This is a genomic window from Curtobacterium sp. MCLR17_055 (assembly GCF_003234305.1).
GTDB classification, from domain to species: Bacteria; Actinomycetota; Actinomycetes; order Actinomycetales; family Microbacteriaceae; genus Curtobacterium; species Curtobacterium flaccumfaciens.
The window spans coordinates 194,866-212,389 of the sequence record NZ_QKSX01000004.1; the positions used below are offsets into that span (position 1 = coordinate 194,866).

General features: G+C 69.8%; 14 protein-coding genes. All 14 read left to right on the forward strand.

Annotated features, from left to right (window positions below; genetic code table 11):
* Nucleotides 1-93 precede the first annotated feature (93 nt).
* Nucleotides 94-954, forward strand: a complete 861-nt coding sequence (atpB, locus tag DEJ09_RS05520) for a F0F1 ATP synthase subunit A (protein ID WP_027465782.1) — start codon at nt 94-96, stop codon at nt 952-954.
* 61 nt (nt 955-1,015) lie between these two features.
* A complete protein-coding gene (gene atpE / locus DEJ09_RS05525) occupies nt 1,016-1,252 on the forward strand; it encodes an ATP synthase F0 subunit C (RefSeq protein ID WP_027465781.1) in 237 nt (78 codons plus the stop codon).
* Nucleotides 1,253-1,261: 9 nt separating this feature from the next.
* Nucleotides 1,262-1,816 (forward strand): F0F1 ATP synthase subunit B, encoded by a 555-nt coding sequence (locus DEJ09_RS05530; protein WP_110859012.1) that lies wholly within the window; start codon nt 1,262-1,264, stop codon nt 1,814-1,816.
* Nucleotides 1,817-1,818: 2 nt separating this feature from the next.
* Entirely contained in the window at nt 1,819-2,613 is a 795-nt protein-coding gene (locus DEJ09_RS05535) for a F0F1 ATP synthase subunit delta (RefSeq protein ID WP_111033768.1), read from the forward strand.
* A gap of 108 nt (nt 2,614-2,721) precedes the next feature.
* Nucleotides 2,722-4,350, forward strand: a complete 1,629-nt coding sequence (gene atpA / locus DEJ09_RS05540) for a F0F1 ATP synthase subunit alpha (RefSeq protein WP_027465778.1) — start codon at nt 2,722-2,724, stop codon at nt 4,348-4,350.
* Nucleotides 4,351-5,253 carry a F0F1 ATP synthase subunit gamma gene (locus DEJ09_RS05545; RefSeq protein ID WP_027465777.1) on the forward strand — a complete coding sequence of 301 codons (903 nt, stop codon included), beginning with the start codon at nt 4,351-4,353 and terminating at the stop codon, nt 5,251-5,253.
* A gap of 47 nt (nt 5,254-5,300) precedes the next feature.
* Nucleotides 5,301-6,755, forward strand: coding sequence for a F0F1 ATP synthase subunit beta (gene atpD / locus DEJ09_RS05550; RefSeq protein WP_017885744.1), 1,455 nt, complete (start codon nt 5,301-5,303; stop codon nt 6,753-6,755).
* A gap of 1 nt (nt 6,756) precedes the next feature.
* Nucleotides 6,757-7,020, forward strand: coding sequence for a F0F1 ATP synthase subunit epsilon (locus DEJ09_RS05555; RefSeq protein ID WP_027465776.1), 264 nt, complete (start codon nt 6,757-6,759; stop codon nt 7,018-7,020).
* Between the two features lie 14 nt (nt 7,021-7,034).
* Entirely contained in the window at nt 7,035-7,787 is a 753-nt protein-coding gene (locus DEJ09_RS05560; RefSeq protein ID WP_258373802.1) for a YaaA family protein, read from the forward strand.
* A gap of 109 nt (nt 7,788-7,896) precedes the next feature.
* The gene (locus DEJ09_RS05565; RefSeq protein ID WP_111029231.1) at nt 7,897-8,454 is read left to right on the forward strand and encodes a hypothetical protein; all 558 of its coding nucleotides are present in this window, start codon (nt 7,897-7,899) and stop codon (nt 8,452-8,454) included.
* Between the two features lie 25 nt (nt 8,455-8,479).
* Nucleotides 8,480-9,292, forward strand: a complete 813-nt coding sequence (locus tag DEJ09_RS05570; RefSeq protein WP_146245675.1) for an FHA domain-containing protein — start codon at nt 8,480-8,482, stop codon at nt 9,290-9,292.
* Between the two features lie 3 nt (nt 9,293-9,295).
* Entirely contained in the window at nt 9,296-10,117 is an 822-nt protein-coding gene (locus DEJ09_RS05575) for a PP2C family serine/threonine-protein phosphatase (RefSeq protein WP_111053983.1), read from the forward strand.
* 130 nt (nt 10,118-10,247) lie between these two features.
* A complete protein-coding gene (locus tag DEJ09_RS05580) occupies nt 10,248-11,660 on the forward strand; it encodes a serine/threonine-protein kinase (RefSeq protein ID WP_111029234.1) in 1,413 nt (470 codons plus the stop codon).
* The coding region (locus DEJ09_RS05585) for an Ig-like domain-containing protein (protein ID WP_146245676.1) at nt 11,657-17,524 on the forward strand (5,868 nt) is incomplete at its 3' end. The genes DEJ09_RS05580 and DEJ09_RS05585, both read left to right, overlap by 4 nt.

Here is a 17,524-nt window from a genome sequence, read left to right on the forward strand (position 1 = left end):
TCTCGCACCTGATAGGCTTCTCGAAGTCCGCTACCGGAGCCTTTCGCTCGGGGCGGACGAGCCTCCACAACGTCCACCATCGCGTGCCATGATGTGCGCGCGCCGACACAGGAGACAGCGCTGCTATCCCACGCTCTTCCCCTGTCCCTCTCCGCTGCGGTTGACACCGTCGCGGCGGGGAGCAGCAAGGCCGCCGAGTTCCATGGTCCGTCGATCAACGAGTTCTTCCCGGATGCGATCTTCTTCGCCGGGACGCCGTTCGAGATCGATCGGGTCGTCCTCATCCGCTTCTTCGCCGTCGCCGTGCTCCTGGTGTTCGCGTTCGTGGGTACCCGTGCACTGAAGCTCGTGCCGAACCGCGGTCAGGCGTTCATCGAGTACGCGTTCGACGTCGTCCGTCGCAACACCTTCGACAACCTCGGAGAGAAGGACGGCAAGCGTTTCCTGCCGCTCCTGGCGACGATCTTCTTCGGCGTGCTGTTCATGAACCTGACCGGTCTGATCCCGGGCATGAACCTCGCCGGTACCAGCCGCATCGCGATGCCGATGATCCTGGCGATCGTCGCGTACCTCGCGTTCATCTACGCCGGCCTCCGCAAGCACCCGGGCACGTTCCTCAAGAACTCGCTCTTCCCGCCCGGGGTGCCGTGGCCGCTGTACATCATCGTGACGCCGATCGAGCTCGTCTCCACCTTCGTGCTCCGTCCCGTCACCCTGACGCTGCGACTCCTGATGAACATGGTCGTGGGGCACCTGCTCCTCGTGCTGTTCTTCTCGGCCACGCAGTTCTTCTTCTTCGACGCTTCGCTCGGCTTCAAGGCCTTCGGCGTCGGGACCATCGCGTTCGGCATCGCGTTCAGCTTCTTCGAGGTCCTCGTCGCGCTGCTGCAGGCCTACGTCTTCATGCTCCTCACCGCCGTCTACATCCAGCTGGCGCTGGCTGACGAGCACTGATTCCTCACTGACCCCCTACGGGACCGGCGACCGTCGGACCCGCACCTCGAAAGGAAAACACGTGGACGCAACGACCGTTCTCGCGGAGATCAACGGCAACATCGCGACGGTTGGCTACGGCCTCGCAGCGATCGGCCCGGCCATCGGTGTCGGCATCGTCGTCGGTAAGACGATCGAGTCCGTCGCTCGCCAGCCCGAGCTCCAGGGCCGCCTGACGACCCTCATGTACATCGGTATCGCCTTCACCGAGGCCCTGGCCTTCATCGGTATCGCCACGTACTTCATCTTCACCAACTAAGGTTCCTCGATGCAGAACGCACTCATCATCGCGGCGGAGGAAGCGCACAATCCGCTGATCCCGCCGGTGTACGACATCGTGTGGTCGGCGCTCGCCTTCGTCATCATCTTCCTGGTGATGTGGCGTGTCGTCACGCCGCGCATCACGAAGATGCTCGATGAGCGCACCGAGGCCATCGAGGGCGGCATCAAGAAGGCCGAGGCCGCTCAGGAGCAGGCCGCTGCTGCGCTCGACGAGTACAACAAGCAGCTCGCCGACGCACGTGCCGAGGCTTCGCGCATCCGTGAGCAGGCCCGCGCCGACGCCACGGCGATCGGCAACGAGGTCCGCGAGCAGGCGGCCGCCGATGCAGCACGCATCACGGCCAACGCCCAGGCGCAGATCGAGGCCGAGCGCCAGAGCGCCGTCCAGGCACTTCGGTCCGAAGTGGGCACCCTAGCGCTGGACCTCGCGTCCGGTGTGATCGGTGAGTCGCTCAAGGACGACGCCAAGTCGACCGCAGTGGTCGACCGCTTCCTCGCCGACCTCGAGGCCTCGCAGGCCACGAAGACGGGGGAGCACTGAGCATGCGCAGCGCTACCAGAGAAGCACTCGCGTCCACCAGGGCGGTGTTGTCGGACCTCGGTCCGAGCGCCGGCCTGGCCGCGGGTGCCGAGATCCTCGCCTCCGGGCGTGCGATCGCCGGTGCGCCGCAGCTGCTCGGGCTGCTGTCCGACCCCACGGCCGACGCGGCCGGCAAGAAGGTCCTCATCGACCGCGTCTTCGCCGGACAGTCGGACGCGACGCGTGCGGTCCTGACCGCGGTGGCTGGCTCGCGCTGGTCCTCGCAGCAGGACCTGCTCGCGGGCATCGAGGACGCGGGCATCCGCGCCGTCGCCGCCACCGCGGGTCCGGACTCGTCGATCGAGTCGGAGCTGTTCGCCTTCGAGACCGCCGTCCGCTCGGACGCCGGCCTCGAGCTGGCGCTCGGCACCAAGCTCGGCAGCCCGCAGCAGAAGGGCGCGCTCGTCGAGCGGCTCCTCGGTGCCAAGGCATCGGAGCAGACGATCACGATCGTGTCGGCCCTGGTGCAGCAGCCCCGCGGCCGCCGCATCGGTGAGATCGTCCGTGATGCCTCGCGCATCGTGGCCGAGCAGGCTGGCAAGCTCGTCGCGACCGTCGTCACGGCGACGCCACTGACCCCCGCCCAGTCGGCCCGCGTCACGCGCGGTCTGTCCGAGCGGTACGGCAAGGACATCAGCATCAACCAGGTCGTCGACCCCACGGTCGTCGGCGGGGTCCGGGTGCAGATCGGCGGCGACGTCATCGACGGCACCGTGTCCACGCGACTCTCGGAGCTCCGGCTCCAGCTCGCCGGCTAGGCGTACGGTCGAAGCCGCTCCTCCCCAAGTCCACAACGGGAACTGCCGAGTCCGGCAGCGTCACCCTCTCGGAGCCGAAGGGCCCCGGAAAACCACAAGGAAAATCCCATGGCAGACATCACCATCAGCCCCGATGAGATCCGTGATGCCCTGAAGGACTTCGTCTCGAACTACGAGCCGACGAAGGCCTCCACGGCCGAGGTCGGGCACGTCACCGACGCCGGTGACGGCATCGCCCACGTCGAGGGTCTCCCCGGCGTCATGGCGAACGAGCTCATCCGCTTCGCGGACGGCACGCTCGGCCTGGCGCAGAACCTCGATGAAGACGAGATCGGCGCCATCGTGCTCGGCGAGTTCGGCGGCATCGAGGAGGGCATGGAGGTCACCCGCACGGGTGAGGTCCTCTCGGCCCCCGTCGGCGACGCCTTCCTCGGTCGCGTCGTCGACCCGCTCGGCGCCCCGATCGACGGTCTCGGCGAGATCGCCGCAGAGGGCCGTCGTGCCCTCGAGCTCCAGGCTCCCGGCGTCATGGCCCGCAAGTCGGTCCACCAGCCGCTGCAGACCGGCATCAAGGCCATCGACGCCATGATCCCCGTCGGCCGTGGTCAGCGTCAGCTGATCATCGGCGACCGCCAGACCGGCAAGACGGCCATCGCGATCGACACGATCATCAACCAGAAGGCCAACTGGGAGTCCGGCGACGAGGAGAAGCAGGTTCGCTGCATCTACGTCGCCATCGGTCAGAAGGGCTCCACGATCGCCTCCGTCAAGGGTGCGCTCGAGGACGCCGGCGCGATGGAGTACACCACCATCGTCGCCGCTCCGGCCTCCGACCCGGCCGGCTTCAAGTACCTCGCCCCGTACACCGGTTCGGCCATCGGCCAGCACTGGATGTACCAGGGCAAGCACGTCCTCATCATCTTCGATGACCTGTCGAAGCAGGCCGAGGCCTACCGTGCGGTGTCGCTCCTCCTGCGTCGTCCGCCGGGCCGCGAGGCCTACCCGGGTGACGTCTTCTACCTGCACTCCCGTCTGCTGGAGCGTTGCGCGAAGCTGTCCGACGAGCTCGGCGCCGGTTCGATGACGGGTCTCCCGATCATCGAGACCAAGGCGAACGACGTCTCGGCGTACATCCCGACCAACGTCATCTCCATCACCGACGGCCAGATCTTCCTGCAGTCGGACCTCTTCAACGCGAACCAGCGTCCGGCCGTCGACGTGGGCATCTCGGTGTCCCGCGTCGGTGGTGACGCCCAGGTGAAGTCGATCAAGAAGGTCTCCGGCACGCTGAAGCTCGAGCTGGCGCAGTACCGCTCGCTCGAGGCGTTCGCGATGTTCGCGTCCGACCTCGACCAGGCGTCGCGTCGTCAGCTGGAGCGCGGTGCGCGTCTGACCGAGCTCCTCAAGCAGCCGCAGTACTCGCCGTACCCGGTCGAGGAGCAGGTCGTCTCGATCTGGGCCGGCACGAACGGCAAGCTCGACACCGTCCCGGTGCCGGACGTGCTCCGCTTCGAGTCCGAACTGCTCGACCACCTGCGTCGCAACTCCGACGTCCTCACGACCCTGCGCGAGACGAACCAGCTCAGCGACGAGACCGTCGCCGAGATGGACAAGCAGATCGACGAGTTCACGAAGAGCTTCCAGACGAGCGACGGCAAGACCCTCGGCTCCGAGCAGTTCGACGCGGCTGACGCCGAGGACGTCGACCAGGAGCAGATCGTCAAGGGTCGTCGCTAGATGGCAGCGCAGGTCCGGGTCTACCGCCAGCGGATCAAGTCGGCGAAGACCACGAAGAAGGTCACCCGCGCCATGGAGCTGATCTCGGCGTCGCGGATCCAGAAGGCGCAGGCCCGCATGGCTGCGTCCGGTCCGTACTCGCGGGCCGTCACGCGTGCGGTGTCGGCCGTGGCGACGTTCTCGAACGTCGACCACGTGCTGACCACCGAGCCGGAGTCGTCGACCCGTGCAGCCGTCGTGCTCTTCACCTCGGACCGCGGCCTGAACGGCGCGTTCAGCACGAACGTCCTCAAGCAGGGCGAGGAGCTCGCCTCCCTGCTCCGCAGCGAGGGCAAGGACGTCGTCTACTACCTGGTCGGCCGCAAGTCCGTCGGGTACTTCGCGTTCCGTGAGCGTCCGTCCGAGCAGCAGTGGGTCGGGAACACCGACCAGCCGGAGTTCTCGACGGCCAAGGAGATCGGCGACGCCGTCGTGGCGAAGTTCCTCCAGGACACCGCTGACGGCGGCGTGGACGAGATCCACATCGTGTTCAACCGGTTCATCAGCCTGGCGACCCAGGAGCCGCAGGTCGTTCGCCTGCTGCCCCTCGAGGTCGTCGAGGGCATCGACGAGCCCGAGGGCAACGAGCCCCTGCCGCTCTACGAGTTCGAGCCGGACGCCGATGCGGTGCTCGACTCGCTGCTCCCGGTCTACATCGAGAGCCGCATCTTCAACGCCATGCTGCAGTCGGCTGCTTCCGAGCACGCCGCGCGTCAGAAGGCGATGAAGGCGGCCAGCGACAACGCCGACTCGCTGATCCGTGACTTCACCCGACTCGCGAACAACGCGCGTCAGGCGGAGATCACCCAGCAGATCTCCGAGATCGTCGGCGGCGCCGACGCCCTCTCGTCGAAGAAGAAGTAGTCCGCGTCGTTCGCGGACAGATACCCACCCTCAGGAAGGCACCAGCCATGACCGACACCGCAACCACCGCGGTCGAGACGTCGTCGGCGCCCGGTGTCGGCCGGATCGCCCGTGTCACGGGCCCCGTCGTCGACATCGAGTTCCCCCACGACGCAATCCCGGAGATGTACAACCTCCTGTTCACGACCATCACCATCGGTGACTCGTCGCAGGAGATCGGCCTCGAGGTCGCGCAGCACCTCGGCGACGACCTCGTCCGTGCCATCTCCCTGAAGCCGACCGACGGCCTGGTCCGTGGCCAGGAGGTCCGTGACTCGGGCGCTCCGATCTCGGTCCCCGTCGGCGACGTCACCAAGGGCAAGGTCTTCGACGTCCTCGGGAACGTGCTCAACACGGACGAGAAGCTCGAGATCACCGAGCGCTGGCCGATCCACCGCAAGGCCCCGGCCTTCGACCAGCTCGAGTCCAAGACCTCGATGTTCGAGACCGGCATCAAGTCCATCGACCTCCTCACCCCGTACGTGCAGGGTGGCAAGATCGGCCTCTTCGGTGGTGCGGGCGTCGGCAAGACCGTCCTCATCCAGGAGATGATCCAGCGCGTCGCGCAGGACCACGGCGGTGTGTCGGTGTTCGCCGGTGTCGGTGAGCGCACCCGTGAGGGCAACGACCTCATCGGTGAGATGGAAGAGGCGGGTGTCTTCGACAAGACGGCCCTCGTGTTCGGCCAGATGGACGAGCCGCCGGGAACGCGTCTCCGCGTGGCCCTGTCGGCGCTGACGATGGCGGAGTACTTCCGCGATGTCCAGAAGCAGGACGTGCTCCTCTTCATCGACAACATCTTCCGCTTCACGCAGGCCGGCTCCGAGGTCTCGACGCTGCTCGGCCGCATGCCGTCCGCCGTGGGTTACCAGCCCAACCTCGCCGACGAGATGGGTGTGCTCCAGGAGCGCATCACCTCGACGCGTGGTCACTCGATCACCTCGCTGCAGGCGATCTACGTGCCGGCTGACGACTACACCGACCCGGCTCCGGCCACCACGTTCGCGCACCTCGACGCGACGACCGAGCTCTCCCGTGAGATCGCATCGCAGGGTCTGTACCCCGCGATCGACCCGCTGGCCTCGACGTCGCGCATCATGGACCCGCGCTACCTGGGTGCCGACCACTACGAGACGGCCACGCGCGTCAAGCAGATCCTCCAGAAGAACAAGGAACTGCAGGAGATCATCGCCATCCTCGGTGTCGACGAGCTCTCCGAAGAGGACAAGATCACGGTCGAGCGCGCTCGTCGTATCCAGCAGTTCCTCTCGCAGAACACCTACATGGCGAAGAAGTTCACGGGTGTCGAGGGCTCCACGGTGCCGCTCAAGGACACCATCGAGTCCTTCCGCGCCATCGCCGACGGCGAGTTCGACCACGTTGCGACCCAGGCGTTCTTCAACGTCGGTGGCATCAACGACGTGGAAGAGAAGTGGGCTCAGATCCAGAAGGAGAACCGCTGACATGGCGGGTCTCAGCGTGAGCGTCGTCTCGGCGGACCGTGAGGTCTGGTCGGGCGACACCACCATGGTCGTCGCACGGACGACAGAGGGCCAGATCGGCATCCTCGCCGGACACGAGCCGATGCTCGCGATCCTGGCGCAGGGTCAGGTCCGCATCACGCGGGCCGATGGGTCGACCGTCGCGGTCGACGCCGAGGACGGCTTCCTGTCGGTCGAGCACGACACGGTGACGATCGTCGCGCGGCAGGCCGCGCTGGCGTCCTGACCGGACTGACCGTCCTGCTCCCGCCTTCGGAGACGAAGCGGGAGGGCGGGGACACGAGCCGCACGCTCGATCTGCGTGCGCTCTCGTTCCCGGAACTGGCCGATGAGCGGGCCGCGGTGATCACCGCGGCCCGCTTCGTCAGTTCCGAGGAGTCCTCGGCCAGGACGGCGCTCAAGCTCGGTCCGAAGTCGATCGCCGAGCGGCTCAGGAACCTCGAGCTCGACACCTCGGGCACCATGCCCGCGATCGAGCGGTACACCGGGGTCCTCTACGACCCGTTGGGCGCGCAGGACGCGGATGCTGCGACCCGCGCGTGGTGGGCGGAACACGTGGTCGTGCAGTCCGCGATGTTCGGCCCGATCGGTGCCGGTGACCCGATCCCGGCGTACCGGCTCTCACACGACTCGCGGCTCGGATCGATCCGGTTGGCCGCGCACTGGCCCGCGGTGTCGACCCGTTCCCTGCTGACCCGTGCGGACGGCCTGGTGCTCGACCTGCGGTCCGAGGGGTACCGGCAGCTCGGTCCCGTGCCCGGAGCGGTGGCACCACGGGTGGTGAGTGTCGACGGCTCCGGTCGTCGTCGTGCGCTGAACCACTGGAACAAGACCGCGAAGGGTCGCCTGGTGGCGCTGCTCGCCCGCACCGTCGCGAGCATCGGCAGCATGGACGACCTGGTCGGTTGGGCGGCCGCGAACGGCGTGGTCGTCGAGCGCAACGAGGGCGGCTGGGACCTGGTCGCCGAGAGCCTGGAGCCCGTCGCCGCCTGAGCGGGTGCCGGGTCGGCTCGTCCTCCACAGGCGTGAGCGAGGTCGCTCCGGTCCACAGATGGTCGGGGCGACCCTGCCTGGAGGCTCCCAGCACGTTTCGATGGCGTGCATGATCCCTCTCACGGCACAGTCCAGCCCCGGCTCCGCAGTCCGTTTCCCTCGCGAGATCGCCGCGGCGGTCACCCTCCCCGCTGCGGCGGCCGCGCTGGTCGCGCCCGGTCGCGCCGACCTGTCGACGGCCGCTGCGACGGCCGTGGTGACCGCGTGCGGCGCACTCGCGCCCCGGATGGCCCTGGTGCCGTTCATCGCGGCGCAGGGCACACCGGACCCCCGGTCGATCCGGGTGTTCGACCCCTTCGCGGACCCGACACCGCCGGCGCTCCACGGTTTCGGCCCGGCTCCCGATCGTGCCCGCGTGCGGGTCGCCGGTGACCGGTGCGCCGACGCGTGGCGGGTGTGGCGGGCGCAGGACGGCCCGTTCGACGGATCGTCGGGCGCTGCCGGCGCCCTGTCGCTCGGCGCCTGGTGTGCGTGGGCGCTCGGGTCGTGGGCGCGGGCGGAGACGCGTGCCCGGTACGCCCTCGAGACCCGCGCGGACGACCCGCTCGCGGGGCTCGTCCTGCGCTCGGTCGTCGCGGGCAGCGGGCCGTCGTGGGAGCGTCGATGACGTGGGGTCGACCGGATCGTCTACGGTGGGGGAGACCACACTGGGAGGGCTCCGGTTGTACGACGACGACATCGAGGACACCGTCATCCGGCGACCCCGACGATCGGTGGCCGACCGGACGGCGGACGCCGTCGACGACACCGTCATCCGGGGCGCAGGTCCCGTCGTCCCGGGAGCCGGCCCCGACTCCGACCCCGGTTCCGACGACGGGGTCCTCGGTGACACGGTCATCCGGCCCGCGCCCGGGGCAAGCGACCAGCCACCCGCAGCGGTGGACGACGTCGATCCGGAGGACACCGTCGTCCGGGTGCCGGCGCGACCCGGCGCCGGAGCGAGCCCGTTCGTGGCTGCCGCCCCGGGCCTCCCGGCCGTCCCGGCGGTGCCCGCCGCGCCCACTGCACGCGTGCCCTCGATCCGCATCGGCGACCGCACCTTCCGGCTCGACCACCCGGTGGTCATCGGCCGACGGCCGTCGCTGCCGCGGGTCACCCGTGGCCCGCAGCCCGAACTCGTGACCGTGCGGTCGACGTACGGGCAGGTGTCGTCGTCCCACGTCCGGATGCACGCCGAGGGCGAAGCCGTCGTCGTGCAGGACCTCCGGTCCACCAACGGGACCGTCGTCCGCCCGGCCGGGGCACCCGCCTACCGCATGGCTTCGGGTGCGTCGATCGTCGCGCTGACGGGTACGGTAGTCGAGATCGGTGACGGCAACGCCATCGAGGTCCTCTCGCCGTACCTCCGGGTCGCACCGACGGCAGAGGGGCTGCCTCCGGTTCCCCCGTGGCCCTCCGATCAGACAGCACACGGCACGCCCCGACCCACCAGAGAGCGATCCTGACACGTGACCGAACTCGGCCGAGCAGCCACTGCGCACGCCATCGACGTCCCCGGTGCCGACGGCGCCACCCTGACACTCTCGTGGGGAGCCGCGACCGACGTCGGTCGGCGGCGTGACCACAACGAGGACAGCTACATCGTGGGCGCGCCGTTCTTCGTCGTCGCCGACGGCATGGGCGGGCACCTCGCGGGCGACCGTGCCAGCGACGCGGTCGTGCGTCGGCTCGAGCAGGTGACGGCCGAATCGTTCACCACGCGTCAGGGCATCCAGCGTGCGCTGCTCCTCGCGACAGCCGACATCGAGCGTGCAGCCGGCGGCAACGCCATCGGCGCGGGCACCACCGTCACCGGGATCGCGCTCGTGGCGTCGCTCGGACAGCCCGCGGCGCTTGTGTTCAACGTCGGCGACTCCCGCACCTACCGCATCGAGGACGGCGTGCTCCGCCGCGTCACCGTCGACCACTCGGTGGTGCAGGAGATGGTGGACGCCGGCCTGCTGCGTGCCGAGGACGCCGAGCAGCACCCGGACAGCAACGTCATCACGCGTGCGGTCGGCTTCGGCGAACCGCCGGCGCCGGACTGGTGGACCCTGCCCCTGCGGGCCGGTGACCGCTACATCGTCTGCTCCGACGGGCTGACCAAGGAGCTCGGCGACGCCGGCATCGCGCGCATCGCGGCACGCGAGCCCGGCGCGCAGGACCTGGCGGAGCGCCTCGTCGGCGACGCCGTCGTGGCCGGCGGTCGTGACAACGTCACCGTGGTGGTGCTGCAGGTCGATGCCGCACCGGACGACGGCGACCTCGAGGACACGCTGCCGCGCCACTAGCTGGCCCCCGAACTGGGGGAACACGTCGAGCTGTGGGGGATCGGCGTGCGGAATGTCGGTCACCCACGCTTCGTACAATGACATGGCCACGTCGAGAGAGCTGGCCGCTCGGCCGGGGGAGGAGAGGACCATGGCGAGACGCCTGCCGTCCAACCCGCCCGTGATCGGCGGTTTCAGTCCCGTGCACGTCCTCGGGTCCGGTGGCTTCGCCGACGTCTTCCTCTACGAGCAGGACATGCCCCGACGACAGGTCGCGGTGAAGGTGCTGCTGGACGAGGTCGTCGACGACCGCGTCCGGCAGATGTTCCAGGCCGAGGCCAACCTGATGGCGCGGCTCAGCACGCACCCGTCGATCCTCACCGTCCTCCAGGCCAGCGTCGCCGCCGACGGCCGGCCCTACCTGGTCATGGAGCTCTGCTCCTCGTCCCTCAGTGAGCGCTACCGCCGCGAACCGATCCCGGTGTCCGAGGTGCTGTCGATCGGCATCCGCATCGGGTCGGCGCTCGAGACCGCACACCGCGAGGGCGTGCTGCACCGCGACATCAAGCCGTCGAACATCCTGCTGACGGCCTACGGCAACCCCGTGCTCTCCGACTTCGGCATCGCCGCGACGATCGGGGGTACCGACCCCGACGAGCCGATCGGCATGTCGATCCCGTGGTCCGCGCCCGAGGTCCTGATCGACGAGTCGCGCGGCACGATCCAGTCAGAGGTGTACTCCCTCGCGGCGACCGTGTACTCGCTCCTCGCCGGGCGCAGCCCGTTCGAGATCCGCGGCGGCAAGAACGGTGCGAACGACCTGATGCACCGGATCGACAAGGGCGGCGTGAAGCCCACCGGTCGCACCGACGTGCCGCCCTCGCTGGAGCGCCTGCTCGCCTCGGCGCTGTCCCGCAAGCCGCAGGGCCGCCCCGCGACGGTGATCGAACTCGTCCGCGGCTTCCAGCAGGTCGAGGCCGAGCTCGGCATCCCGCAGACGTCCGCCGACGTCGCGGTCGAGGCCTGGGCGATCTCGACGCCGACCCCGCACGGTGAGCGCACCGTGATCCGTGAGCTGCAGCCGCCCACCCGGGTCGGCGGACGTCGTCGCACCCGCCGTGCGGTGCAGGGTGGGGTCGTGGCCGGGGGTTCGCACAGCGTCGGCACCGTGCACCGCACCGGGTCCGTGACCCGTGCCCGGCGCCGGACCCGTTCGACCCTGGTCTGGGCGACGTCCCTGGCCGTCGTCGTGGTCGCCGCACTGGCGATCGCCACGGTCGTGGTCGTCGGTCGGCTCGGCGCCGGGGCGATCCCGGTCGTGGCCGAGGTCCGTGCCGAGCCGTCGCCGCAGTCCGTGTCCTTCAGCTGGACCGACCCGGGGCTGCGCAGCGGCGACACGTACGTCATCTCGTCCAACGGGTCGTCGAGCCAGCAGACCGGCACGACGTTCGTCGTCTCCGGTGAACGCGGCGACGAGGAGTGCATCGCCGTCGCCGTGAACCGCGACGGCAAGACGGGTGCCGCGAGCGCGCAGAAGTGCGCGACGATCGGGAGCGCCGGGTGATCCGCGCCCTCCTCGCGAAGCACCGCTCCGCCGCCGTGACGACCGGTGCCTCGGTGCTCGTCGCCGCCGTCGTCGCGACCACCGCCATCGTCTCCACCGGGTACCACACGCAACGCGTCGACCTCGGCGACGGCACGGTCTGGGTGCCCTCGGCCGAGTACGGCGCGGTCGGCCGGGCGAACACCGGCATCCTGCAGCTCAACACCGCCGTCGAGACGGCCAGCGACGACCTGTCCGTGCTGCAGCGCGGCTCCACCGTCTACAGCGTGGACGAGACGAAGGGCACGGTCGCCCGGGTCGACGTCGCCGACGCCACCGTGGGTGATGCGATCACGCTGCCGGCGGGGACGCCGCAGGTCTTCTTCGCGGGCGACACCGCGGTCATCGGCAACGCCGACACGGGCGAGCTCTGGGCGACCCCCGCGAACGACCTCGCCGAGTTCGACGCGTCGGCCAAGGCAGACCTGACCCTGGGCGCCGACACCGTCTTCGACGCCTCCGACGGCCACGTCGCGGTCTACTCCGCGAAGACCGGGACGGCGTCGCTGATCGACGTCGGCACGACACTCACCGTCGCCGAACGGTGGAAGGTCGACATGGACCGCGGCGACGACTTCCAGGTCGCCACGTTCGACGGTCACCTCGCCGTGCTCGACCGGACGAGCGGTGCCCTGTCGGTCGACGGCCGCACCGTCGAACTCGGCGACCGGGTGGGGTCGTCGCCGGCCCTCCAGCGGTCCTCCGACAGCACGGCCCAGGTGACGGTCGCGGGCACGGCGGGCCTGGTCCGCGTCAGCGCCTCCGGCACCGTGGACGCCACCGCGCTCCAGGTGGCCGGACGAGCCGCGCGGCCCTACGTCGACGGCTCCTGCACGTACGCGGCGTGGGCGGGCGGGCAGGCGATCGACACGTGTGACGGCAACGCGCTGCAGCGGCTGGCGAGCACCGGCGGCACGAGCGAACTGCAGATCCTGCACAACGGCGACACCGTCGTCGCCAACGACCCGACGAGCGGCCGTTCCTGGGCGATCGACCGGAGCGGGCAGCTCATCGACAACTGGGCCGACCTGATCAAGCAGGACGACGAGCAGCAGCAGGAGCAGGTCTCCGACGACGACCCCGAGGTCGACAAGGACCAGAAGCCACCGGTGGCGGTGGACGACGAACTGGGCGCTCGTCCGGGACGTACCACGAGCCTCCCGGTCCTGCTGAACGACTACGACCCGAACGGTGACCCGATCATCGTGAGCGAGGTCGGCACCATCTCGAAGTCCGCCGGCCGCGTCGCGATCGTCGGCGACGGTCAACGCCTGCAGGTCACGCTGTCGTCGCGCGCCACCGGGACCGTGACGTTCCCGTACACGATCACCGACGGCAACGGCGGATCGGACACCGCGACCGTCCGGATCAGCGTGCGCCCCGACAGTCAGAACGAGGCGCCGCGGCAGGTCCGTGACACCTCGGCCGACGTCGTCCAGAACGGGCACGTCGTCTCGAACGTCCTCGGCGACTGGGTCGACCCGGACGGCGACCCGGTGTACCTGGAGTCGGCGACCGCGTCGAACGGTGACCGGGTGTCCACCACACCGGACGGCCTGCTCGACTTCCGGAACGACAGCGGCCGGACCGGTGAGCGCTCCGTGCAGCTGGTCGTGAGCGACGGTCGCGCCGACGGTCGGGGTGCCGTGACGGTCCGGGTCGCCAAGCAGGGCACCGTCCCGCTGCGCGCCGATCCGTTCCCGGTGTCCGGGTACGCCGGCAAGGCCTTCACGGTCGAGCCGCTCGACCACGTGCGCGGTGGCAACGGCACCGTGACGCTGACGAGCGTGTCGTCGGCGTCCGGGCTCACCGTCACCCCGAGCTACGACGCCGGGACCTTCCGGGTGCAGGGGGAGCGGGCGGGCGACCACCAGCTCGAGTACACGGTGACCGACGGCGTGAAGACCTCGAGCGGCATCGTCCGGGTGACCGTCCTCGCGCCACCGGACGCCTCGACGGCGCCGATCACCACGCCGAAGACGGTGTTCGTGAACACCCTGTCCACCAAGGACACGGACGTCACCGCGACCGACATCGACCCGGCGGGCGGGGTGCTGCTCGTGACGGCGCTCGACGGACCCCCACGGGGCAGCGGTGTGCAGGCGAGCATCCTCGACCAGCACACGGTCCGTGTCACGCTCACGGCACCCCTCGACGGGCCGGTCTCGTTCGGGTACACGGAGACGAACGGCCTGGCGTCGTCACCCGGCACGATCACGGTCGTCGAGATCCCGAAGCCCGACCGCATCCAGCCCCCGGTCGCCCAGCCGGACAGCGCCACCGTCCGTGTCGGCGACGTCGCGAACATCGACGTGCTCGACAACGACACCCAGCCCGAGGGCGAGCCGTTGACGCTGCAGCCCGAACTGGTGCAGAACGTCCCCGGTGACGGCGGCCTGCTGTTCGTCTCCGGCGACCACCTGCGGTACCTCGCCCCGAAGACGCCGGGCAACTACACCGCCGTCTACCGGGTCGCCGGCCCGGACGGCCAGTACGCCGACGCCGCGGTGTCGATCTCGGTGCGCGAACGCGACGCCGCCACGAACAACCCGCCCGTCCCGCAGACCGTCACCGCGCGCGTCGTCGCCGGGTCGTCGGTGCGTGTCAGCGTGCCGTTGAACGGGATCGACCCGGACGGCGACTCCGTCCAGCTGGTCGGCGTGGGCTCCAACCCCGACAAGGGGTCGGTCTCGGACGTCGCCTCGGACGCCCTGACCTACGAGGCGGGCGACTACTCGGCCGGCACCGACGAGTTCACCTACACCGTCGTCGACGCCCTCGGGGCCCGCGCCACCGGCACCGTACGGGTCGGCATCGCACCCCGCGCCGAGCAGGCCTCGAACCCCGTGGCCGAGGCCGACCACGTCACGATCCGCCCCGGTGGGTCGGTGACGGTGCGCGTCCTGCAGAACGACTCCGACCCGGAAGGCGGGCAGCTGACCGTCGCGCAGGCCGAGCCGACGGCCGAGGACGTCACCGCCAAGGTCCTCCGGAAGCAGCAGATCCGCGTCACGCCTCCGGAGTCGGCGAAGAGCGGTGACTTCGCGGTGCTCTACACCGTCGCGAACAGCAGTGGGGGGTCGAGCACGGCGTTCCTCACGGTGACCGTCGACCCCGACGCCCAGCCGCTCCGGCCCGAGGTCGACGACACGACCCTCGACCTGCAGGACATCCTGCACCGGCAGAGCGTGACCGTCGACGTGCTCGACAACGTCTTCTTCGCCGAGGGCACCGCGGCCGACCTCCGGGTCGGGGTCGTCCCCGGCTACGGCGACACCGCGACGCCCACCGACGACGGCCGCATCACCGTCCGGTTGACCGACGACTCGCAGGTGATCCCGTTCTCGGTCGCCCGGGCCGACCACCCGGACATCGTCTCCTACGGCTTCATCAACGTGCCGGGCTTCGACGATGCCCTGCCCCAGATCAACCGCAGCGCCGGTGCGGTCACGGTGAAGAGCGAGGCCACCGTCCGCATCCCGCTGCAGGACTTCGTCGTGACGGCGAACGGCGAGACCGCGAAGATCACCGACCGCGGCACGGTCAAGGCCACCCACGCCAACGGGCAGAGTCTGATGGTGGACTCGTCGACGCTGCAGTTCACGTCGTCGAAGCTCTACTACGGCAAGGCGTCGATCTCGTTCGAGGTGACCGACGGGTCGTCGGCGAACGGCGGCAAGGGCCGCGTCGCCACGCTCGTGCTCCCGATCACGGTCACGCCCCGGTCGAACCAGCCGCCTGCGTTCACAGGATCCTCGGTCGAGATGCAGCCGGGCGAGACGCGCAAGATCGACCTGACGAAGCTGACCGACTACCCGTACCCCAGGGACCTGCCCGAGCTCCGGTACTCGATCGTCGGCCGGCCGGCCGCGGGGACGACCGCGTCGATCGCGAAGCAGCAGCTCACGATCTCGGTCGCCGACACCGCGAAGAAGAACACCACCGCGTCGATCGGGATCGGTGTCGCAGACGACGCCAACACCGGTCGCGCCGGCACCGTCACCGTCGGCGTCGTCGCCTCCACCCGTCCGGTGGTCCAGCCCGGCGCCGACCGGTCGGTGACGAAGCGCGGGGCGACCACCACCATCGACGTGCTCACGAACGACCAGCCGACCAACCCGTTCCCGGGTGAGCGGTTGCGCGTCGTGAACATCCGGGGTCTGTCCGGCGGGCTGCCGAGCGGCGTCACCGTCACACCGAGTGGTGACCGCACGCGCCTGCAGGTCTCGGTCGCCGACACCGCGAAGCCCGGCGACGCCCACCTGCAGTACCAGGTGGCGGACGCGACGAACGACCCCGACCGGTACGTCTGGGGCGACGTCACCATCTCGGTGCAGGACGTCCCGGACGCTCCGGGCGCACCCACCCGCACCGGCTCCTACGACGGCGGTCAGGTCACGCTCACGTGGTCGACCCCGCAGGGCAACAACTCGCCGATCACGGGCTACCGGGTCGTCGGGACCAACGGCGTCTCGAAGAACTGCGGGACCGCGACGGTGTGCACGCTGACCGGACTCGACCCGAAGGCGTCGTACCGGTTCCAGGTCGTGGCGACCAACGCGATCGGTGACTCGAAGCCCTCGTCCCGCTCGGGTCCGATGAGTGCGGACTTCGTGCCGGCGCCCCCGAAGGGCATCACGGTCACGCCGAGCAAGGCGACACCGAACCAGCTCGACGTCAAGTGGGGCAAGGTCTCCGCGCCGAACAACGGCAGCGCGGTCGACGACTACATCGTCACGATCGAGGGCCCGGGCCTGTCGACCACGCGGCACACCGGTACCGCCACGAACACCTCGTTCACCGGCGCCCAGAGCGCTGCCCAGTACAAGGTCACCGTGTCCGCTCGCAACGACGCCGACCGCAACGGCACCGTCGTGCAGTGGAACTCCGCGTCCGCCACCGGCAGTGCCGTCGGGACACCGGGCGTCCCGACGCTGAACGCGTCGCGCGACGTGTCGCCCGGGCGGACCAACGTGTCGCTCAGTGCGGCCGAGAACGACTGGGCCGGGGGCGGTCGAACGCTCACGATCGTTCGGTACCCGCCCGGGGCGAACATCCCGAACGGTTGCTCGACCACTGGTTCGGACAAGCGCTGGGACGGCGGCAGCGCCAACGACACGCTGAACTCGAACGGCAACTTCCAGTACGTCGCGCTTGCCGACAACGGTCTGTTCTGCACGCCGAGCCGTGCGGCGTCCGTGCAGGGGTACTCCGCCCCGGGGGCCGCGTCGGCCGACATCGGCGTCGAGCGGTTCAGCGAGGACGACGGCACGTACGCGATCCGCATCCGGAACCCGCGCGCCCAGCCGAGCCCCAACGGATCGATCGACCACTACGCCTACTCGGTCAACGGCGGCGGCCTCGTGTCCTTCGGCGGGAACGGCTCCTGGGTCACCGGTGCCGCGTTCGGCTCGACGGTGAGCGTGACCGTGGTGGCCTGCGCGGACGGCACGTCCAACTTCTGCGGGGACGGCTCCACGGTGGGCGGGCTGCGCCCGGTGCAGACCCGTGCCACGCTGCCGGACTCCGTGACGGCCGGGACACAATTGACGGTGACTGCGCCGCCGCAGAACGCCGGGCTCCAGCCGACCGGATACCGGGTCGTCTTCTGCGCCTCGCGGTACTACCAGCTCTGCGGAGAGGGCACGGTCTACGCGCCGGACGCCCTGCCGACGGTCGAGGACGCACCGCTCTCGCGGTACGTGTACGTCGCGGCGATCGTCGACGGCCACGAGGACCCGAACCCGCCGAGCGCGTCGATCGAGGCGGCACCCGAACCGGACCCAGCTCCCGAGCAGCCCGCCCCCTGTCTCTTATACACATCT